Annotated in this window: 20 protein-coding genes; 9 read left to right on the top strand and 11 right to left on the bottom strand. The window is 63.3% G+C overall.

Going from position 1 to position 20,788, the window contains the following annotated elements:
* Window positions 1-63 precede the first annotated feature (63 nt).
* From FHR27_RS15800 to FHR27_RS15810, 3 genes are all read left to right on the top strand, one after another.
* Window positions 64-426, top strand: a complete 363-nt coding sequence (locus FHR27_RS15800; RefSeq protein WP_052493861.1) for an RcnB family protein — start codon at window positions 64-66, stop codon at window positions 424-426.
* Window positions 427-546: 120 nt separating this feature from the next.
* Entirely contained in the window at window positions 547-981 is a 435-nt protein-coding gene (locus FHR27_RS15805) for a hypothetical protein (RefSeq protein ID WP_156152793.1), read from the top strand.
* A 190-nt stretch (window positions 982-1,171) separates the two neighbouring features.
* The gene (locus FHR27_RS15810) at window positions 1,172-1,831 is read left to right on the top strand and encodes a DedA family protein (protein WP_042556193.1); all 660 of its coding nucleotides are present in this window, start codon (window positions 1,172-1,174) and stop codon (window positions 1,829-1,831) included.
* 66 nt (window positions 1,832-1,897) lie between these two features.
* Here the strand turns inward: FHR27_RS15810 and FHR27_RS15815 are convergent, their stop codons facing one another.
* The 3 genes from FHR27_RS15815 to FHR27_RS15825 are packed head-to-tail and all read right to left on the bottom strand — an operon-like array spanning window position 1,898 to window position 7,655.
* On the bottom strand, window positions 1,898-3,352 hold the full coding sequence (locus tag FHR27_RS15815; protein WP_042556192.1) for an AdeC/AdeK/OprM family multidrug efflux complex outer membrane factor: 1,455 nt from the start codon (window positions 3,350-3,352) through the stop codon (window positions 1,898-1,900).
* Window positions 3,349-6,492 carry an efflux RND transporter permease subunit gene (locus tag FHR27_RS15820; RefSeq protein WP_179539028.1) on the bottom strand — a complete coding sequence of 1,048 codons (3,144 nt, stop codon included), beginning with the start codon at window positions 6,490-6,492 and terminating at the stop codon, window positions 3,349-3,351. Before FHR27_RS15820 ends, FHR27_RS15815 begins: the two co-directional genes overlap by 4 nt.
* A gap of 14 nt (window positions 6,493-6,506) precedes the next feature.
* Complete coding sequence (locus FHR27_RS15825; RefSeq protein WP_042556190.1) at window positions 6,507-7,655, bottom strand: efflux RND transporter periplasmic adaptor subunit; 1,149 nt, start codon at window positions 7,653-7,655, stop codon at window positions 6,507-6,509.
* Between the two features lie 201 nt (window positions 7,656-7,856).
* Between FHR27_RS15825 and FHR27_RS15830 the strand changes: the two genes are divergently transcribed.
* Window positions 7,857-8,492 (top strand): TetR family transcriptional regulator, encoded by a 636-nt coding sequence (locus tag FHR27_RS15830; RefSeq protein ID WP_042556189.1) that lies wholly within the window; start codon window positions 7,857-7,859, stop codon window positions 8,490-8,492.
* A 58-nt stretch (window positions 8,493-8,550) separates the two neighbouring features.
* The gene (locus FHR27_RS15835; protein WP_179539029.1) at window positions 8,551-9,033 is read left to right on the top strand and encodes an LEA type 2 family protein; all 483 of its coding nucleotides are present in this window, start codon (window positions 8,551-8,553) and stop codon (window positions 9,031-9,033) included.
* Here the strand turns inward: FHR27_RS15835 and FHR27_RS15840 are convergent.
* The gene (locus FHR27_RS15840; RefSeq protein ID WP_042556187.1) at window positions 9,026-9,919 is read right to left on the bottom strand and encodes a YihY/virulence factor BrkB family protein; all 894 of its coding nucleotides are present in this window, start codon (window positions 9,917-9,919) and stop codon (window positions 9,026-9,028) included. The two genes, FHR27_RS15835 and FHR27_RS15840, sit on opposite strands and share 8 nt — an antisense overlap.
* Window positions 9,920-10,394: 475 nt before the next feature.
* Here FHR27_RS15840 and FHR27_RS15845 point away from each other — a divergent pair, with 475 nt between their 5' ends.
* Window positions 10,395-10,733: a zinc ribbon domain-containing protein YjdM gene (locus FHR27_RS15845; RefSeq protein WP_179539030.1), complete on the top strand. Its 339-nt coding sequence runs from the start codon at window positions 10,395-10,397 to the stop codon at window positions 10,731-10,733.
* A gap of 28 nt (window positions 10,734-10,761) precedes the next feature.
* On the opposite strand, the gene FHR27_RS15850 is transcribed toward FHR27_RS15845, so the two are convergent.
* On the bottom strand, window positions 10,762-11,487 hold the full coding sequence (locus tag FHR27_RS15850) for a hypothetical protein (protein WP_082045905.1): 726 nt from the start codon (window positions 11,485-11,487) through the stop codon (window positions 10,762-10,764).
* Between the two features lie 372 nt (window positions 11,488-11,859).
* Between FHR27_RS15850 and FHR27_RS15855 the strand changes: the two genes are divergently transcribed.
* Window positions 11,860-12,777 carry an ABC transporter substrate-binding protein gene (locus tag FHR27_RS15855; RefSeq protein ID WP_179539031.1) on the top strand — a complete coding sequence of 306 codons (918 nt, stop codon included), beginning with the start codon at window positions 11,860-11,862 and terminating at the stop codon, window positions 12,775-12,777.
* 696 nt (window positions 12,778-13,473) lie between these two features.
* Here the strand turns inward: FHR27_RS15855 and FHR27_RS15860 are convergent.
* Window positions 13,474-14,421, bottom strand: a complete 948-nt coding sequence (locus FHR27_RS15860) for a DMT family transporter (RefSeq protein WP_179539032.1) — start codon at window positions 14,419-14,421, stop codon at window positions 13,474-13,476.
* Window positions 14,418-15,059 carry a carbonate dehydratase gene (can, locus tag FHR27_RS15865; protein WP_042556184.1) on the bottom strand — a complete coding sequence of 214 codons (642 nt, stop codon included), beginning with the start codon at window positions 15,057-15,059 and terminating at the stop codon, window positions 14,418-14,420. Before can ends, FHR27_RS15860 begins: the two co-directional genes overlap by 4 nt.
* A 176-nt stretch (window positions 15,060-15,235) precedes the next feature.
* Here can and FHR27_RS15870 point away from each other — a divergent pair, with 176 nt between their 5' ends.
* Entirely contained in the window at window positions 15,236-15,487 is a 252-nt protein-coding gene (locus FHR27_RS15870; RefSeq protein WP_042556183.1) for a hypothetical protein, read from the top strand.
* Window positions 15,488-15,491: 4 nt separating this feature from the next.
* On the opposite strand, the gene rimI is transcribed toward FHR27_RS15870, so the two are convergent.
* The 3 genes from rimI to FHR27_RS15885 form a co-directional block, all read right to left on the bottom strand.
* Window positions 15,492-15,944, bottom strand: coding sequence for a ribosomal protein S18-alanine N-acetyltransferase (gene rimI / locus FHR27_RS15875; RefSeq protein ID WP_042556182.1), 453 nt, complete (start codon window positions 15,942-15,944; stop codon window positions 15,492-15,494).
* Window positions 15,941-16,750: an energy transducer TonB gene (locus FHR27_RS15880; RefSeq protein ID WP_156152791.1), complete on the bottom strand. Its 810-nt coding sequence runs from the start codon at window positions 16,748-16,750 to the stop codon at window positions 15,941-15,943. Before FHR27_RS15880 ends, rimI begins: the two co-directional genes overlap by 4 nt.
* Window positions 16,751-16,866: 116 nt before the next feature.
* Entirely contained in the window at window positions 16,867-17,997 is a 1,131-nt protein-coding gene (locus FHR27_RS15885) for a lactonase family protein (protein ID WP_042556181.1), read from the bottom strand.
* Window positions 17,998-18,171: 174 nt separating this feature from the next.
* Here FHR27_RS15885 and FHR27_RS15890 point away from each other — a divergent pair, with 174 nt between their 5' ends.
* Entirely contained in the window at window positions 18,172-19,797 is a 1,626-nt protein-coding gene (locus tag FHR27_RS15890) for a methyl-accepting chemotaxis protein (RefSeq protein WP_042556180.1), read from the top strand.
* Window positions 19,798-19,862: 65 nt separating this feature from the next.
* Here the strand turns inward: FHR27_RS15890 and FHR27_RS15895 are convergent, their stop codons facing one another.
* Window positions 19,863-20,753 carry a LysR family transcriptional regulator gene (locus FHR27_RS15895; protein ID WP_179539033.1) on the bottom strand — a complete coding sequence of 297 codons (891 nt, stop codon included), beginning with the start codon at window positions 20,751-20,753 and terminating at the stop codon, window positions 19,863-19,865.
* Between the last annotated feature and the right edge of the window lie 35 nt (window positions 20,754-20,788).

Below are 20,788 nucleotides of genomic sequence, written 5' to 3' on the forward strand. Positions count from 1 at the left end.
GGTTGAGTTTTCTGCAACCTCCCCCTGTCCATAATCATGGACACGGATTAAGGAGAGTCACCGATGAAAACCACCAATACCCTCAGCGTTCTGCTCGCCAGCCTGATGGTCGCGGGCCTTGCCCACGCGGCCGATCCTGCAGAGCAGGAACCTGCCCGCGAGGTCTATCAGGAGCAGGTGCTCAAGCAGCAGCCTGATCAGGAAGACCCGCAGGCCAAGGACCCGATGCACATCGGTGATCTCAAGGAAGGTACCCCGGCGCCGCACAAGTACTGGCGCGAGGATTACGCCATCAAGGACCTGAAAAAACATGACCTGCCCGAGCCGGAAGACAAGGAACACGAGCAGTGGGTGAAGATCGGTACCGACTATGTGTTGTTGAATAACAACACCGGCACCATCCAGCGCATCATCAAGGGCAAGTAACCGCTCTGGCGCAGCGTTCCGGCTCTGAAATAAAGCTTATCAGCGGCGCGTAAATGGCTATTATTCACTGACGTTTCCGCCATGATCATATGTCGGCCCTTTCTCTTCTAGGGATGGATGATGAAAGCTTCAGTTCGAACCCATCGTAGCGAGCTCATGCGCGGTGCCACGGCGATAGCCGTCGGCGCCGCGCTGGCGTATGGCGGTGCCTATCTGCTCGCCATGCTGCGAGGTGCGCCGCAGCAGACCGCGCCCGAGGTCTTCGAGGTGGTGCCCGCCGTTGCAACGCACAAGCCGCAGGTGGTCGAGCCGCCTGCGCCCGGTGAAGATCCCTGGTGGCGCGGTGACGCGGCGTTCTGGCAGGAGCAGGCACGCCTCAACAGTGCCGTGGTCGCGCCGCAGTACCGCGACCTGCAAGTCGCCTGGTCGGAGAAGATGGCGGCCAATGCCAGGCAACGTGCCTTGCAGGATCCCAACGGCAACGAGCCACTGGCGATGCCGGCCAATGAAGCACAGACCACCGAATTGCAGATCCCCGAGAAGCCGCGCCGCTGAGCGCAGCCCATTACCGTTTCAAGGTTTTCGTCGCCCCGCGACCAATCCACGGAACGCTTGCCCGCCTGACGGCTCAAACCCCTGCCTTGACCCTGTAACACGCGCCTGTGCACGCTGACGCGCGCATAATGCCGCCCTCAAGCAGCCCTCCCCTGAACGCACCGGGCTGCGCATATCGTTGGAGCCCTCGATGGAATTCATTCACCTGGTTATCGATTTCATTCTGCATATCGACCAGCACCTGGCGGCCTTGACCGCCCAGTACGGCACCTGGATCTACGCGATCCTGTTCCTGATCGTGTTCTGTGAAACCGGCCTGGTGGTCACCCCTTTCCTGCCGGGCGACTCGTTGCTGTTCGTGGCCGGTGCCATCGCCGTGCACGGCACCATGAACGTGCACCTGCTGGTGCTGCTGCTGATCACCGCGGCGATTCTCGGCGACGCACTGAACTACACCATCGGCCGCTTCATGGGCCAGAAGCTGTTCAGCAACCCGGACTCGAAGATCTTTCGCCGCAGTCACCTGGAGGTGACCCAGAACTTCTATGCCCGGCACGGCGGCAAGACCATCATCCTGGCGCGCTTCGTCCCCATCGTGCGGACCTTCGCGCCCTTCGTCGCCGGCATGGGCCGCATGAACTACGCCCACTTCGCGGCCTACAACGTGGTCGGGGCGATTCTCTGGGTGACCCTGTTCACTTACGGCGGCTACTTCTTCGGCAACCTGCCGGCGGTACAGAGCAACCTGCACTACCTGATCATCGGCATCATCGTGGTATCGATCCTGCCAGGCGTGATCCAGCTGATCCGCCACAAGATGAACAGCTCGGCCCGTGTGCAGACGCCTTGACCGGCGAATCGCAGACATGAAAAAGCCCCGGAATTCCGGGGCTTTTTCTTGCCTTGCCGCTGTCGGTCAGGACTGCGGGGCGGCGGGTGCAGGTGCGGGGGCTGTCTGGGTACGTTCGTTCCAGCCACCGCCGAGCGCTTTGTAGAGCTCGATCTCGCTGGTGAGCTGCGACAGACGCACACCGATCAGCTCCTGCTGCGCGCTGAACAGCTGGCGCTGCGCATCGAGCAGGGTCAGGTAGCTGTCCACGCCAGTACGGAAGCGGCGATCGGCGAGATCGTAGTAGTTCTCGGAAGTCGCCACCAGGCTGCGTTGCGCCTGCAGTTGCTCTTCATAGGTACCCCGGGCAGCCAGGCCGTCGGAGACTTCCTGGAAGGCGGTCTGGATCGCCTTCTCGTAGGTCGCCACCTGAATGTTCTTCTGGATCTCGGCATAGTCGAGGTTGGCGCGCAGACGCCCGGCCGTGAAGATCGGCAGGTTGATCTGCGGCTGGAACAGCCAGGTACCCGAACCACCATCGAACAGCCCCGACAGCTGGCTGCTGGCGGTGCCGGCGTTGGCGGTCAGGCTGATGCTCGGGAAGAACGCGGCACGCGCGGCGCCGATGCTGGCATTGGCGGCGAGCAGTTCACGCTCGGCCTGCAGCACGTCGGGACGACGCTGCAGCAGATCGGACGGCAGGCCAGCGGGAACGTCCGCCAGCAGCTGCTTGCTCAGGCCTTCGCCTTGCGGCAGATCGGCCGGCACGGGGCCACCGAGCAGCACGCCCAGGGCGTTGCGGTCCTGCGCCACCTGACGGGTGTACTGCGCCAGGTTGGCCTGAGCGGTCTGCACCGAGGTGCGCGCCTGGCTCAGAGACAGGGCATCGGTCACGCCGACGTCGAAGCTGCGCTGGGTCAGTTCCAGGCTGCGCTGGAAGGTGCCCAGCGTCTCGCGGGTCAGTTTGAGCAGCGCTTCATCGGCCTGCAGGGTCAGGTAGGCGTTGGCCACACTGGCGATCAGGCTGATCTGCGTGCTGCGCTGCGCTTCTTCGGTCGCGAAGTACTGCTGCAGGGTCTGCTCGTTGAGGCTGCGCAGGCGACCGAAGAAGTCGACTTCCCAGGCATTCACACCGACGGTGGCGCTGTACTGCCCGCCCACGGCGGAGCGGCCGGTCTGCGACAGATCGGCTGGCGTGCGCTGACGGGTACCGCTGCCATCGGCCGAGATGTTGGGGAACAACTCGGATCGCTGGATGCGGTACTGGGCGCGATAGGCGTCGACGTTCAACGCGGCGACGCGCAGGTCGCGGTTGTTGTTCAGCGCGGTTTCCACCAGACGCTGCAGCGCCGGGTCACGCAGGAACTCGCGCCAGCCGAGATCGGCTGCGGCGACGGCGCCCTGCACGTTGCTGCCCTCGTAAGCCTTGCCCTGGGGCCAGGCTGCCTCTACCGACGCCTCGGGGCGCTGGTAGTCGGGGATCATGGTGCAGCCGCTGAGCACGATGCCCGCGACTGCCAGAGACAACAGGGACTGCCTCACTGGACGGCCTCCTCATCGTTGATTTTTTTGGCGCTCTTGTCCTTGAACATAGAGCTGACGACCACATAGAACAGCGGAATCCAGAAGATAGCCAGCACCGCGGCGGTGATCATGCCGCCGATCACGCCCGTACCGATGGCGTGTTTGCTGCCGGCACCGGCGCCGCTGGAAATCGCCAGCGGTACCACACCGAGGATGAAGGCCAGCGAGGTCATGATGATCGGACGCAGACGCATGCGGCAGGCTTCCACCGCGGCCTCGAGGTGGCTCATGCCCTGCTCGTGCAGCGACTTGGCGAACTCGACGATGAGAATCGCGTTACGCGCCGACAAGCCGATGGTGGTGATCAGGCCCACCTGGAAGAACACGTCGTTGGACAACCCACGCCCCAGGGTGAACAGCAAGGCGCCGAGGATACCCAGCGGAACCACCAGGATCACCGAGAACGGAATCGACCAGCTTTCGTACAGTGCCGCCAGGCAGAGGAACACCACCAGCAGCGACAGCGCATAGAGTGCCAGCGTCTGCGAACCCGCCAAGCGCTCCTCGTAGGACTGACCGGTCCAGTCGAAACCGACACCCTGCGGCAGCTCGGCAGCGATGCGCTCGACTTCGGCCATGGCCTCACCCGAACTGTGCCCTGGCGCCGGCGCACCGAGAATCTCGATGGCGCTCACACCGTTGTAGCGCGACAGCTTGGGCGACCCGTAGGTCCATTCGCCGGTGGCGAAGGCGCTGAACGGGACCATCTGGCCCTGGTCGTTGCGCACGTGCCATTTGCTCAGGTCTTCAGGGTTCATGCGCGAGTCGCTTTCACCCTGCAGATAGACCTTCTTGACCCGGCCGCGATCGATGAAGTCGTTGACGTAACTGCCACCCCAACCGATTTGCAGGGTGCTGTTGACGTCCGACAGGGAGACACCCAGGGTGCGCACCTTCTCGTCGTCGATCAGCAGCTTGTACTGCGGTTCGTCGAGCAGACCGTTGGCCCGCACGCTGGACAGCACAGGGCTCTGGTTGGCCAGTTGCAGGAACTTGTCACGAGCCTCGTTCAAGGTAGCCTGGCCGACGCCGGCGCGATCCTGCAGGAACAGGTTGAAACCGGTGGCGTTACCCAGCTCCATGACCGCAGGCGGAGCGAAGGCGAAGACCATGGCATCGCGGAACTCACCACCGAAGAACCGGCCCTGAGCACGCTGCGCCAACTCGGCAACGCTGGTACCGGCAGCGGTACGCTCGGACCACGGCTTGAGCATGATGAACGCCATGCCCGAACTCTGGCCACGGCCGGCGAAGTTGAAGCCGGTTACGGTGAACACCGAGTTGACCACGTCCTTCTCGTCTTCGAGCAGGTATTTGCGCATGTCGTCGACGACAGCCTGGGTACGCTCGGCGCTGGAACCCGACGGGGTCTGTACCTGAGCGAACAGCACGCCCTGATCTTCCTCGGGCAGGAACGCCGAGGGAATCAGGGTGAACAACCAGCCCGCGACCGCAACGATCACCGCATAGATGATCAGGAACGGCGCCTTGCGCTTGACCACGCCACGCACGCCACGCTCGTAGCTGTCGACGCTACGCTCGAAGGTGCGGTTGAACCAGCCGAAGAAGCCACGCTTCTCGTGATGGTCGCCCTTGGCGATGGGCTTGAGCATGGTGGCGCACAGCGCCGGGGTGAAGATCAGGGCAAGGATCACCGAGAGCACCATGGCCGAAACGATGGTGATGGAGAACTGCCGGTAGATGACCCCCACCGAGCCGCCGAAGAAGGCCATGGGCAGCAGTACCGCCGACAGCACCACGCCGATGCCCACCAGCGCGCCCTGGATCTGGCCCATGGATTTGCGCGTCGCTTCGAGTGGCGAGAGCCCCTCCTCGCGCATGACCCGCTCGACGTTTTCCACCACCACGATGGCGTCGTCCACCAGCAGGCCGATGGCCAGGATCATGGCGAACATGGTCAGGGTGTTGATGCTGTAGCCGAATACCGCGAGCACACCGAAGGTACCCAGCAACACCACCGGTACGGCGAGGGTCGGGATCAGGGTCGCACGGAAGTTCTGCAGGAACAGGTACATGACCAGGAAGACCAGCACGAAGGCTTCGATCAGGGTCATGATCACGCCGTGAATGGACTCCTGCACCACGGGGGTGGAGTCGTACGGCATGACCACTTCCATCCCGGCCGGGAAGAAAGGCTTGAGCTCATCGATGGTCGCGCGAATCGCCTTGGCGGTATCCAGGGCGTTGGCCCCGGTGGCCAGCTTGATCGCCAGACCCGATGCCGGGTTGCCGTTGAACTGGGCGCGGATGTTGTAGTTCTCGCCGCCCAGCTCGACTCGGGCGACATCGCCCAGACGAACCTGGGAACCGTCACGGTTGACCTTGAGCAGAATCTCGCGGAACTGCTCCGGGGTCTGCAGACGGGTCTTGCCGATGATGGTGGCGTTGAGTTGCTGACCCGGGCCAGCAGGCAGGCCGCCGAACTGACCGGAGGAGATCTGCACGTTCTGCGCTTCGACCGCGCTACGCACGTCGACCGGGGTCAGCTGGAAGTTGTTGAGCTTTGCCGGATCCAGCCAGATACGCATGGCGTACTGGGCACCGAACACCTGGAAGTCACCGACGCCCGAGGTACGGGAGATCGGGTCCTGCATGTTGGCGACGATGTAGTTGGAGAGATCCTGGTTGGTCATGCTGCCGTCGGTGGAAACCACGCCGATGACCAGCAGGAAGTTCTTCACGGCCTTGGTGACGCGCAGGCCCTGCTGTTGCACTTCCTGAGGCAGCAGCGGAGTAGCCAGCTGCAGCTTGTTCTGGACCTGAACCTGAGCGATGTCCGGGTTGGTGCCCTGGTTGAAGGTGACGGTGATCTCCATGCTGCCATCGGAGTTGCTCGCCGAGCTGATGTAACGCAGCCCGTCGATACCGTTCATTTGCTGCTCGATCACCTGGACCACGGTGTCTTGCACGGTCTGTGCGGAAGCACCCGGGTAGTTGACCTGGATGCTCACGGCGGGGGCCGCGATGCTCGGGTACTGGTTGACCGGCAACTTGAGGATGGACAGACCGCCCGCCAGCATGATCACCAGCGCGATCACCCAGGCGAAGATGGGCCTGTCGATGAAGAAATTCGACATCGTGAAATCGCTCCTTAGCGGTTGTCAGCCTGGTCGGAAGCCGACGCCTGCTGCTGCGGTTCTGCCACGTTCTTCGCGTCGGTGGTCTTCACCTCGGCGCCTGGCTGCACGAACTGCAGACCTTCGGTGATCAGCTTGTCGCCAGGGTTCAGGCCTTCGAGGATCAGCCAGCGGTTGCCCGCGGTGCGCTCGGCCTTGAGCTGACGCAGCTCGACCTTGTTCTCGGCATTGACCACCAGGGCGGTCGGCTCACCTTTGGAGTTGCGGGTGACGCCTTGCTGGGGCGCGAGGATGGCTTGCTTGTTCACACCGGCAGCCAGGCGCGCATGCACGAACATGCCGGGCAGCAGGTTGTGATCCGGGTTGGGGAACACGGCGCGCAGGGTGACCGAACCGGTGCCCTCGTCGACCGACACTTCGGAGAATTCCAGGGTGCCTTCATGCTCGTAGTTGCTGCCGTCTTCGAGACGCAGTTGAACCTTGGCGGCGTTGTCGCCTGCCTTCTGCAGCTGACCGCTTTCCAGCTCGCGGCGCAGACGCAGCAGATCCTTGGTGGGCTGAGTCACGTCGACGTAGATCGGATCGAGTTGCTGAATGGTCGCCATGGCGTTGGTCTGGCCGTTGCTGACCAGGGCACCCTCGGTGACCGCGGAACGACCGACGCGACCGGCGATGGGCGCCATCACCTTGGTGTAACGCACGTTGATGCGCGCCTGCTCCAGCGACGCTTCGGCCTGCAGACGGGCAGCCTGGGCTTCATCGTAGGCCTGACGGCTCACGGCCTGGTCGGCGACCAGATCCTTGTAGCGCTCGGCCAGCGACTTGGCCGAAGCCAGGGTCGCCTGGGCGCTCTTGGCAGCGGCTTCATAGACCGACGCATCGATCTGGTACAGCTGCTGGCCAGCCTTGACTTCAGAACCTTCCTGGAACAGACGCTTCTGGATGATGCCATCGACCTGCGGACGCACTTCGGCGATACGGAAGGCGGCGGTGCGGCCCGGCAGTTCGGTGGTCAGCGTGTAGGGCTCGGCCTGCAGGGTGACGATACCGACGGTAGGCGCCTGTTGCGGTGGTGGCGCGGCGTCTTCGCTGCAACCAGCGAGCGTCAGCGTGGCCAGAGCGATAGCGGAAACCATAGCGGCGAAGGCTGGCTTCTTCTGCATCTGAAAGGACCTCATTTTCATATTGATTCGAGCCGCACGGGCGGTACCTGGCAGATAGCCGAGGTGGATACTGGGAGATAGGTGGTAAATATACTTACATCCGAGAATGTTTGTAAACGCATCTTTTGTGTAACACTGTGGTCTGCCTCAGACCCTGAGACGGGGTTTTCATCCACTTTTTCATTTCCTGGGACCTGCCAGATGGTGAGACGCACCAAAGAGGAAGCCGAAGAAACCCGAGCGCACATCCTTGATGCAGCGGAGCGGGTGTTCTATGCCAAAGGCGTTTCCAGCACCTCGCTGGCCGATATCGCGGCCTCGGCAGGTGTGACTCGAGGCGCCATCTATTGGCACTTCCAGAACAAGGTGGACGTGTTCCAGGCCATGCTGGACCGCCTCATGCTGCCCCAGGAAGAGCTGGCCCGGGCCTGCGAGAGCGAAGACGAGCCCGACCCGTTGGGCAGCATGCGCCAGTTGCTGGTGCAACTGCTGCTGCGCATGTACAGCGACGCCCAGTGCCGCCGGGTTGGAGAAATCCTGCAATACAAATGCGAATACACCGCCGAACTCGGCGACCTGCGCCAACAGATGCAAACATTCAACCAAGATTGCGATCAGCGCATTGCAAAGACGTTACGCAATGCCGTGAACCGCGGCCAGTTGCCTGCCGATCTCGACTGCCAGCGCGCCGCCATCTGCCTGCACGCCTATATGGACGGCATCCAGGCACACTGGTTGCTCAACCCGGAAGCCTATGACCTCGGCGCCCACGCCCATGCCATGGTGGAAGCGATGATCGACATGCTTCTGCACAGCAAGGCACTGCGCACAGCCTGAGCCGAACTCGGTCGAGTGCGGTCACAACTGCATGATCGACTGCCATCGGAGATATGCCATGCGCTTCGCCGCATCCCTGCGTCACCTGAGCATCCTGCTGCTGGTGGCGACCCTCGGCGCCTGCGCCAGCTGGGCGCCACGCGACCCGCTGCACATCGACCTGGTCGGCCTAGAGCCCCTACCGGGCGAGGGCCTGGAGGTTCGTTTCGCGGTGAAGCTGCGGGTGCAAAACCCCAATGAAAGCGCCATCGACTTCAATGGCGTGTCGCTGCAACTGGATATCAATGATCAGCCCCTCGCCCGGGGCGTCAGCGACCAGAGCGGCCAGGTACCGCGCTTCGGCGAAACCGTGATCAGCGTACCGGTGACCATCTCCGCCTATTCGGTGTTCCGCCAAGCCTGGGGCGCCAGCGCCCATCAACCTGGCCAGAGCCTGCCGTATCAACTGCGCGGCAAGCTCGCCGATGGCCTCTTCGGTACCCGCCGCTTCAGCGACAGCGGGCAACTGACCTGGCCACCGGCACAGCCCAGCGTCAGGTAGTGGGCTCGTTTTCCGGCAGGATCTCCTTGTCGCCCGGCGCCTTGCCTTCTTTCGAGAAATGTTCGATCACCGCATTGAGCTCGGCGCCGAACAACAGCACCGCACAGGAGATGTGCAGGTACAGCAGGAAGATGATGATCGCCCCGATACTGCCGTAGGTGGCGTTGTAGTTGGCGAAGTTCTGCGCGTAATAGGCGAAGCCCAGCGATGCGGCGATCCACACCACCACCGCCAGCACCGAGCCCGGGGTGATGAAGCGGAAGCGCTGCTCGACATCCGGCGCCACGAAGTACACCACCGCCACGACGATCATCAGCAGGGAAATCGCCACCGGCCAGCGCAGCCAGTTCCACAGGGTAACGACGATCTGCTCGATGCCGATCTGCTGCGCCAGCCAGCTCATCACCTGCGGGCCGAGCACCATCAGCGCGGCAGCGGTGAGCAGGGCAGCGGCGATGCCGATGGTGTAGAGCAGCGACAGGGGGATGCGCTTCCAGGGCTTGCGCCCCTCTTTCACGCCATAGGCCTTGTTCATCGCGTCCATGGTCGAGCGCACCGCCGACGAAGCCGTCCACAGCGCTACCACGATACCGATGGAGAACAGGCCGGCTTTCTGGGTCTGCAACTGATCGATGACCGGGTTGACCAGCTCCACCGTGGACTGCGGCAGCACCAGCTCCGCCTGTTGGCGCAGCCAGTCGAAGAACGGTTGCATGTCCAGCAGGCTGATCAGCGCGACCAGAAACAACAGAAAGGGAAACAACGAGAAGAACATCTGGAAGGCTAGGGCCGACGCGTAGGTGGGCAGCTCGTCCTCGATGAAGTCACTCACCGTTTTCTTCATCACCTGGAACAGGCTGACACCCTCTAACTTGGGTAAAAACATAGCGCCTCCACTGGCTATGCCGGCCCGCACGCTCGCGGCCCGGTGAATCATCGGCAGATGCAGGGCCCGATCCCGGATCAGACGGCTGCTACAGAGCCTGTTCACGCTTGGCGAGCTCGCGCCATACAAGGCGAAAATAATCGAGGAAGCGGCGTTTACGAACTGTAAGTCAGCATTCCGACTGGGCTGGCAATCCAGTTTGTTTTCAACGCCGCAGGGCCGAGGTGCCGCAGATCGTGAACAGGTCCTAACGGTTGGAGGTACCGAACTCGGCATGAGTTCGGGTTATCCGTGCGCGTTCTCGAACGCGCTGCGCCGACGAGCTTACCTGACAGGACGCAGCCCTTCGGATTCGTTGACAATTCGTCACAACCGGACAGGCAAGAACCCCGATCGTCTGCCGCGATCAACCGGCCACGGCTAAAACCCTATATAATCTGCGGCCTTTTTATCATTGGTCTCAGAAGGATCCCCCGTGAGCACGCTGCCCCCCTGCCCCGCCTGCAACTCCGAATACACCTACGAAGACGGCACCCAACTGGTCTGCCCGGAATGCGCCCACGAATGGTCGGCCAATGCCAGCGAAGCGGCCGATGACGTCAAGGTGATCAAGGATTCGGTCGGCAATGTGCTGCAGGACGGTGACACCATCACCGTGATCAAGGACCTCAAGGTCAAAGGCTCGTCGCTGGTGGTCAAGGTCGGTACCAAGGTCAAGGGCATCCGCCTGGTCGACGGTGACCATGACATCGACTGCAAGATCGACGGGATCGGCGCGATGAAGCTCAAGTCCGAGTTCGTCAGAAAGGTCTGACCCGCTGAGCGCTCGCCTCGGCGAGCGCTCACTGCACCGGCAGGAAGTTCAGGAACATAAGGCTGTGGGCGTAGTTCACGCCGATACGCCGGTAGCGCTCGTCGAGCACGTCGCTGAGGTAATCCAGGCGCGCGACGATCTTGCCGAACTCCACGGCGAAGCTCAGGTTGCGCCCCTGCTCGGACAGCTCGTTGGACAACAGCAACGGATTGCCCTGGGCATCGCGCCGGGTCGCCAGCAGCCAGGTGGCCTTCTCGATATTGCGCGCAGCGTTGTGCACGAACTGCGCGTCGATGGTATCGGTGATGTAGAACTGGGTGTTGCCGCCATGGGCGGTGACCAGCATGCTGCCGATGGCATAGATGAACGCGCCGACCCTGTCTCCCTGAAACTCCGGGCTCAGCGCGTAGCTGAGGGCCACGATGTCCTGCCTGCCGTCCAGTGACGCCGGTGGCCTGCCCTGCTCGATGGCCTGCTGCACCGCACGCTGGGTGGCCTCACGATCACCGAGACCGCTCTTGCGCCATTCCCGTGGATTGCGCTGGTAAAGCTTGCCCATCACGCGGTAGAGGCTGTTCAGGTTGTTGCGCATGCCGATGGTGGCAAGGCGGTCGGAATGGGTCTGGAACAGTTCGCTGGGCGCTGCGGGCGAACTGTTGCTGAGGAAGGCGCGGTTATCCTGGTTACGGGCGCAGCCCCCCAGAGAGAGCACCAGCACCAGCAGCATCACGCCCTGCCAGCGGGCGCTGCGCATAGACACGAAAAACGCCGCCAGCGTGGTGGCGGTACCCGTTTGGTAAGCTCGAGAGACGTGCGAGTAATCCATTAACTCACGATCCATCCTTCCGCAGATGACATAACAGTAGCAAGGTTCTGCATTTATGCCCGTTACGGCGCCGCGTCGAGACGCACGCCAGCCAACGACATAGACCCCCGAATATCGTGCAAAGTTTTCCAGCACCTGAAATTAGCCTTACAAAGCCCGAGGTAAAAGGCCTGCGCTGCGCTGCGTTTGCAATCTTTACCCGTTGAGAAAGCTTCTCGATCAGCCTCGAATGCTATGGTCCCCGCCCTGAGGATGACGGCACGTCAGCCGCGATCCATCACGACAAGGAGCATCATCGAGGTGAAGAAGGTCACTCTGTTTACACTGCTCGCCCTGGCCATCGCCGGTTGCAGCCACGACACCCAGCAACGCGCCAGCACCGTCAGCGTTGCCCAGGCCGACGGGCAGGTCGACGTCGCTCGCGACCCACAACGGGTGGTCAGTTTCGATTACGGCAGCTACGACACCTTGATCGCCCTGGGCGTCGGTGATCGCGTGGTGGCGACGCCTGCCAGCGTGCCGCCCTATCTGGCCGACAAGGCCGGCAAGCTGCGCGACGCCGGTGGCATGAAGACCCCGGACGTGAACACGGTACGCGCCCTTCAGCCGCAACTGATCCTGATCACCGGGCGTCAGGGCGAAAGTCGCGATGCGCTGCAGCAGGTGGCACCGACTCTGGAAATGGGCATCACCGCAGGGGACTACTTCGCGGGGGTGGCTCATAACGTCAATCTGCTCGCGCAGCTCTTCGACAAATCCGCCGAGGCGCAGCAGGCGCTTGCCGCACTGCGCAGCAAAGCCGACAAGGCGCGCGACGTCGTCGCAGCCTCGAACAAGCGCACGCTGGTGCTGACCCACAACGATGGCCGCTTCTCGCCGACCGAGCAACCGGTGATCTATTCGCTGTTGCAGGCCCAGCGCACCCTGCCCGCACCCGCACCGCAGGCACCCGGCGCGCCTCGCCAGCGCCCGCAAGCGGTCACCGCGCAGACCATCGCCGCCGCCAACCCGGAAGTGATCTTCATCATCGACCGCAGCGCGGCCATCGGTGCCACACCGCTGGATGTCGACACCCTGGCCCACTCGCCGCTGTCCACCACACCAGCCGCCCAGGCCAAGCGTATCGTCTACCTGGACCCGGCGCTCTGGTACCTCTCAGGCGGTGGTCTGCAGAGCCTGGACCTGCAGATCGACCAGGTGCTGGCGGCTTATCGCTGACAATGCCGGTGGGCTGAAGCCCACCCTACCCCTAGGTGCATCAACCGTAGGGTGGGGCTTTAGCCCACCAAAACCATTCAACCCCGATGGTGGCTGGAGGTCCAAAGCACGCGGTGCAGCACCTCGGGCTGTGGCTTGTGGTGCTGCGCTGAAACCCACCTTACTCCCCAGGGCATAAACCGTAGGGTGGGGCTTTAGCCCACCAAAACCATTCAACCCCGATGGTGGCTGGAGGTCCAAAGCACGCGGTGCAGCACCTCGGGCTGTGGCTTGTGGTGCTGCGCTGAAACCCACCTTACTCCCCAGGGCATAAACCGTAGGGTGGGGCTTTAGCCCACCAAAACCATTCAACCCCGATGGTGGCTGGAGGTCCAAAGCACGCGGTTCAGTACCTCGGGCCGTGGGGTGTGGTGCTGGGCTGAACCCACCTTACTCCCCAGGGCATAAACCGTAGGGTGGGGCTTTAGCCCACCAAAACCATTCAATCCCGATGGTGGCTGGAGGTCCAAAGCACGCGGATCAGTACCTCGGGCCGTGGCTTGTGGTGCTGCGCTGAAACCCACCTTACTCCCCAGGGCATAAGCCGTAGGGTGGCGCTTTAGCCCACCAAAACCATTCAACCCCGATGGTGGCTGGAGGTCCAAAGCATGCGGTTCAGTACCTCGGGCCGTGGCCTGTGGTGCTGGGTTTCCTCCCCTACGGCGCCGCGCGCGGTGCGTGATTGGTCGCCAGGGTCGAGCGTTTTGGCAGTGTGGCGAGGAGCAGGCCCGCGAAGATCATGGTGCCGCCCAGCCAGTGGAACAGTTGCAGGGCCTCGTTGAGCAGAATCCAGCCGAGAATCGCGGTAAACACCGGCATCAGGTAGTTGCCCATGGCCGCCGTCGAGGCACCGAGCACCTTCACACCATGGTTCCAGCCCAGATACGCCACCAGCGAAGCGAACACCGCCGTGTAGGCGATGGCGGCGAGGTTGGCGGGAGTCGCCAGCAGTTGAGCGCCATTGGCCAGTTCGTAAAGGTACAGCGGCAGGATCAGCGGCACGCCGAGCAGCATGAAGGTGCCCAGCAGCGCCAGCGGCGGGATCGGCGCCAGGTAGGATGCCCAGCGGCGCAGCAGGACGGTGTAGAGCGCCCAGTCGAGCACCGCCAGCAACATGATCAGGTCGCCACGGTTGAACGCCAGCCCGGCCAGGGTCTGCCAGTCCCCCCGGCAGATCAGCACCAGCAGCCCCAGCACTGCCAGGGCCATGCCCCACCAGGCGCGGCGGGCTGGCCACTCGCCAAGCAGCAGCCCGGCGAAGATGAAGGTCACCAGCGGAATGCAGGTGTTGACCAGGGTGATGTTGATCGCGGCAGTGGTCTGCGCTGCGCTGTATAGAAAGGTGTTGTAGCCGGCGATGCCGAATGCGGCGATGACCAGCAGGCGCCAGCCGGCATGCCGCAGTGCCGCGCGATGACGCCACAACGGCAGCACCACGAACGGCAGCACGATGACCAGCGCCAGGCTCCAGCGCCAGAACGCCAGGGCCAGGGGCGGAATCTCTCCGGCGAAGGCTCGGGCCACCAAGGCATTGCCCGCCCAGCACAGCACCGCCACCAGCACACCGGCAATCGCCAGCTGGCGGGAGTGTCCCCCGCCACTCATGATTGCAAGGGGCGCAGACGGTACTGCTCGGGCAGTTGCTCGGCACCGGTGACGGTCACGTCGAGGTCTTTCCAGCGCCCATCCTTGAGGCCGTAGATGCAGCCGTGCACCGACAGCGGCTGACCACGGTGCCAGGCATTCTGGACGATGCTGGTGCGGCTGACGTTGGCCACCTGCTTCATCACGTTCAGTTCGCAAAGGCGATCGACCCGTGCTTCCTCGTCGGCCAGCGCAGCCAGGTGCTCGTGCTGCTCGTAATACAGGTCACGGATGTTGCGCAGCCAGCCATCGATGAGCCCGAACTGCGTGTCGTGCATGGCTGCGCGTACGCCGCCACAACCGTAGTGGCCGGTGACCAGCACATGTTTGACCTTGAGTACGTCGACCGCGTACTGGATGACCGACAGGCAGTTGAGGTCGGTGTGCAGCACGACGTTCGCCACATTGCGATGCACGAACAGCTCACCGGGCAGCAGCCCGACGATATCGTTGGCGGGCACGCGGGCGTCCGAACAGCCTATCCACAGATACTCGGGCGTCTGCTGGCGAGCCAGGCGGGGAAAGAAGTCCGGGTCGTTGTGGGTGATGTTTTCAGCCCAGCGCTCATTGTTGTCGAACAGGTGTTTCAGGTCGCTCATGCCGGTGGCTCGCGGAAAGATCGATGTGCACCATACGGATGCGCTGCCCTTTTTGACAAGGCGATTTCCACCCTGGCGCGTGCACCGAAGGCCACGGCGAGGCATACGAAACGCTGAATCTTTCAGCCGACAAGGCCGTCCACTGACTGTAGCCATCGACAGATCCGGAGTTCGTGATGACGGACAAACAGCTTGAAAACCGCGTGCCGCCAGTTGGCGAACCGCCCATTCTCTGGGACCGGGTGGAAGAGATTCCGCCGAGTCTGCGCGAAACAGGCCCTACCCGTACGCTCGCCAACCAGGGGGACGACGAGGCCCGGGAGACCGATGATCAGCGTGATGCCGTGCAGCCGCCGCCCCTATCGGATGAATACGACCTGAGCCTGGTCGATGACGAGCGCGAGCTGCGCCGTCAGGCACGCCGCTGAGCGATCACTCGACCAGCGTACAGGCCATCACCAGCGCGTCTTCGCGGCCGCCCGGCGCCGGGTAGTAATCGCGGCGCCGGCCGATCTCGTTGAAGCCGTAGCGCTCGTAAAGGCGGTAGGCGGCCTGATTGCTGGAGCGCACTTCGAGAAAGCATTCCCCCGCCTTTAGCTGAGCGGCACGCTCCATCAGATGCTCGAGCAGGCGCAGGCCCAGCCCACGGCCCTGGCTTTCAGGCTTGACGGTGATGTTGAGCAGATGGGCCTCGTCGATGATCACGTTGATCACCCCGTGGCCGACCTGCTGGCCACCTTCGAACATCAGCCAGACTTCGTAGGATTTCAGGCTGTCGAGGAAGATGCCGCGCGTCCAGGGATGACTGAAGGCCGCGTATTCGATCTTCAGCACGGCGTCGATATCCGCCTCGGTGGCCCGGCGGAAGGAGATCGCGTCACTCATGCCGATGCCTCCAGCCAGCGCCGCCGCACCCGCTGCATGGCCTGCCACAGCTCGCGCTTGCGCTGAGGCTCGTCCATCAGCAGTTCCAGGCCAGGGAGCGCCCAGGCGGCGCCCAACTCCTCGACCTGCAACTCGCGGTTGTAGGCCTCGGCGTCAGCGTCGCCGGCGAAACGAATCGCCGGCAGGCCGATCAGCCACAGGCAGGCGCAGGGCTCCTGCTCCTCCAGGCGCGCACCGATGAAGCTCTGCACGAAATCCAGGGCTGCCTGTGGCCCCTGATCCATATTGCCGCGCACCAGCAAGGGCCAGCGCACAGGTTCGCCAACGATCTGCGGGGCGTCCGGCAGGCCGGCGGCGCGCAACAGGTCCTTGAGCAGCAGATAGGCCGGATCGCGACTCTGGAACGGCTCGCCCGTGGGAAGCTCGACCAGCAGCGCACAGCTGCCGGCACGCAACAACTGCAAGGCGAAACGCGGTGGAGGAGCCGGGCGTTCTCGGGGCGGCGGCGCACTGACTTCAGCGGTCGCCGCGGGTTCACTGGCCTTGGCTGCAGAACCGGGTTTGGGCACCTCGATGCGTGGCCGCTCGCGAACCACCTCGTTGCCGGCGGGTGCCACCACTGGCGCGGCTACCGGTGCCTTGGCCTGCGGCTGTGGTGCCACGGCCACTTCAGGCTCCGGCTGTGGCTCGACAGCAACCAGCAACTCGGGCCGCGAAGGTGCCGCGAACGGCAGTTCGACACGGGGCAGCCAACTGGCCACTTGCATGGCATCCAGATAGGCGCGGCGTCGCAGCTCGGTGTTCAAACGTCAGGTACCCGGCACTTCGATTTTCGAGGGCGGTGATTGTCGCGTGAATCGCCTGCTGCGGGTAGCCCCAATGATCCAAAGGATCACCGAGGCGCCCTTGCCTGGCCGTGCGATCAGGGCCGCTGCAGGATCTCGATCCACAACGCGCCATCACCGGCTGGCGCCTCGCCGACCCGCTTGAGGCTACCGTTCTCGCCAATCGCGTAGCTGCCCACGGTCTGGCTTTTCTCACCGGTCACCAGCAGCCACTTGCCGCTCGGAAAGAAGGCGATGTTGCGCGGCTGCTTTTCCTCGAGCGGGTAATTGCCGATGTAGCTCAGGCCACCGCTCCGTGGATCGACCTTGAAGGCCGAGACCGAACTGGTGGTGCGCTCGGTGATGTACAGCAGCGTGCCATCTGGCGACAGACGAATATCGGCAGCCCAGATACGCGGCGTTGGATCATCCTTGAGGTCGTTGTTGGCCGCGCTGCGGGCCTCGCCCCGCGCCAGCCCCAGGCTCTCGGGAACGCCCTCGGCAAGGGCGACTTCCTTCAATGCGCCAGAGTCGGGGTCGATGGCATAACCGGTGACGCTACCGCTGAGCTCACCGACCACATAGAGGAACTTGCCATTGGGTGAGAAGGCGATATGCCGTGGGCCGGTCTTCGCGGCGGTGCTGGCGAAGCCCTCACCGATGGGAGTCAGCGCGCCGGTTTGCTTGTCCTGACTGAACTGCAGCACCTTGTCGACGCCCAGGTTGCCGGCGTAGACGAAGCGATCGCTGATGTCGCTGCGGATCGAGTGGGCGAACGGGCCGGTCTTGTAGACCTCGGCCTTTTCCGACACACGCTGCTCGGCATCGATGGCCTGGACGGTGAGTACCGCACCGCCATAGGACGCGCCCATCAGAAACCGCCCGCTGCGGTCGGTCGACAGGTACGCCAGGCTATCGGCCAACGGCGCCTGGCCGCGCTTGTGCAGGCGCCCGGTTTTGCCATCGATGCTGTACACCAGCACGGTGAACGGTGCGACGCGTTGTGCGGCGAAGAGCGTCTTGCCGTCCGGTGAAAGGGCCATCGGGTTGACCTTGTCCCCCGCCGCCGTTTGCTCGACGAGCGCGATGGCACCGTTGCTTTCGTCCAGGCGGTATTGGGAAATCAGGCCGTCATTGGGGCTGGAGATGTAGGCGAACGTGGTGGCGGCATGGACGGGTGCGGCAAGTGCCGAGGTCAGCGCAGCGGCAAGCAGGAGCGGCTTGAACATGATCGAGTGGCCTGTCTGTTGTGATTATTGTGGTCAGTCATCGTATGACTACATAATTATTACGGCAAGTGTAGAGCTACTGGACTCCCGCTGGCGTTGATGCTCAAGCCCGACAGGCGGCAGCCGATACGCTCAAAGAATTACAACAATATCTGCCCGAACAACGAGGCTTTCATGTCATTACGCAATTTGAACATTGCTCCTCGAGCTGCCCTTGGATTTGCCTTGATCGCGCTGATGGTGGCTTTCCTCGGCATTTTCTCGCTGATCACCATGTCGAGCATTCGCGACCGGGCGTCCACCATCGAGACCGACTGGGTACCCAGCATCCGTACCGTCGATACCATTCGCGAAAACATGCTGCGCATCCGCACCATTTCCTTGCGCGTGGCACTCGACCCCGATCCCAAGAACATCGACACCTACGTCGGCCAGTACGAAGCGCGCAACAAGGTCCTGATGCAGAACATCCAGGACTTCGAGCCCTTCGTCGACACACCGGACGAACAGCGGATCTACGACCAGTTTCGCAAGGACTTCGCCGCGTATCAGCGGGGCATGGGTGAATCCTTCGTGCTGGCGCGCAGCGGCGATCGGCAAGCACTGAACAAGCTGTTACTGGTGGACATGAAACCGGTCGTCGATGGCACCGGGGCACAACTCGCCGAGCTGGGAGAGATTTACGGCAAGGGCATCGAAAACGAAGGCAAGGTCTCGGCCGAGGAATATGCCCAGTCGCGGCTGGTGGTCATCGCCGTGATTCTGCTCGCCGCTCTGGTGACCGTACTGCTGGCCTGGTTGCTGACGCGCAGCATCGTCGGGCCGCTGAAGAACGCCGTACAGGCGGCGCAGCACGTGGCCGACGGCGACCTGACCAAGCGCATCGAAGTCGACGGCCGTGACGAAGTCAGCCAGTTGCAGACCTCGCTGGCGCAGATGCAACAGCGCTTGCGCGAGACCCTGGCAGAGATTTCCGGCTCCTCGACTCAGCTGGCAGCGGCTGCCGAAGAGCTCAACATGGTGACCGAGGAAGCCGGTCGCGGGCTGCAGCAGCAGAACGACGAGATCGAACAGGCCGCCACCGCCGTCAATGAGATGAGCGCGGCGGTGGATGAAGTCGCACGCAACGCGGTATCGACCTCGGAGGCCTCGAAGGCGTCCAACCAGTCGGCCCAGGTCGGCCAGACCCGGGTATCGGAAACCATCGCGGCCATCAGCGGCCTGTCCGGGGAAGTGGAAGGCACCTCCACACTGGTGCAGCGCGTAGCCGAGCAATCCCAGGAAATCGGCAAGGTGCTGGACGTGATTCGCGCCATCGCCGAGCAGACCAACCTGCTGGCGCTCAATGCCGCCATCGAAGCGGCACGTGCCGGTGAGTCCGGGCGCGGCTTCGCGGTAGTGGCCGATGAAGTACGGGCGCTGGCCCACCGTACGCAAAACTCCACCCAGGAAATCGAGCAGATGGTTTCCAGCATGCGTACCGGCGCCAGCCAGGCGCTTACCTCCATGCAGTCCAGCACCAGCAGGGCTCGCGAGACCCGTGAGCTGGCACAGAGCGCCGGCACGGCGTTGAACGACATCACCAACGGGATCAGCGAGATGTACGAACGCAACCTGGTGATCGCCAGCGCGGCGGAGGAGCAAGCTCAGGTGGCCCGCGAAGTCGACCGCAACCTGGTGAACATCCGAGACCTGTCGGTACAGTCCGCCACGGGCGCCCACCAGACCAGCGCATCCAGCCATGAGCTGTCCCGCCTGGCGGCGGACCTCAGCCGCCTGGTCGGGCGCTTCAGCGTCTGAGCAAAACCTGAGTCAGAGAAAAGGATCGCCGCGGCGATCCTTTTTTCATTCAGGGCAGGCTTCGATCAAGCGGTCGCACCCGCCTGCTGCTTGAGCAGGCTGACGAAAGCCTGGGCCGGTGGGCTCAGGTAGCAGGGTTTGCGTTGCAGCACGCCAATGCCGCGGGCCGGTGCAGCCGGCAGCGGATGGACGGACAGGCTGCCATCGGCATTGAAGGTGTCGGCCACGCTCGCCGGCAGCAACGCATAGCCCAGCCCTGCCCGCGCCAATGCGGCTGCGCTGCTCATGTAGGCGACCTCCCACGCCGGCTCGCGCAGCAGGCCCATGCGTTCGAGGGTCTGGTCGGCCATGGTGCGCAGGCTGGTATCCCGGGTAGTGGCCACGTAATCGAGAGCCTGCAGGGCGGCCACCAACTTTGCGCCACGCAGCCTGGCCAGGCCTCGCACCAGCAGCACCAGGCTGTCGTCGTAGAGGGGCTGAAAATCCAGCACACCGGGCTCGTCCGCCACCGAGGTGATGGCGAAGTCCACTTCGGCGTTGCTCACCCACTGACGGATTTCCCCGGCGCGGCCATCGCGCAGGCTGATCTCGATCCCGGGATAGCGCTGGCGATAGTCGACCAGCACCCGGGGCAGCGGCTCGATGGCGACCGAGGGCAACACCGCGATACGCAGCGAACCGCTCTGCAAATGCAACTGTTCGTGGGCGTCGTGCACCGCGTTGTGCATGTCGCGCAGCAAGCGGCGGGCCTGTTCGAGAAAACGCACCCCGGCCTCGGTCAGCTCCACGCTGCGGGTGTTGCGCGCGAACAGCGACAGCCCCAGCGCCTCCTCGAGCTTGCGCAGGCTGTAGCTCAGAGCCGGTTGCGACAGATGGATCTGCTCGGCAGCGCGACTGAAGCTGCGCTGCTCGGCGATCAGCACGAAGGCTTGAAGCTGGCGAAAGCTGATATCCATGGCCACTGCTTTTATAAAATTAACTTATCAATTGA

The organism is Pseudomonas flavescens, assembly GCF_013408425.1.
Taxonomy (GTDB): domain Bacteria; phylum Pseudomonadota; class Gammaproteobacteria; order Pseudomonadales; family Pseudomonadaceae; genus Aquipseudomonas; species Aquipseudomonas fulva_A.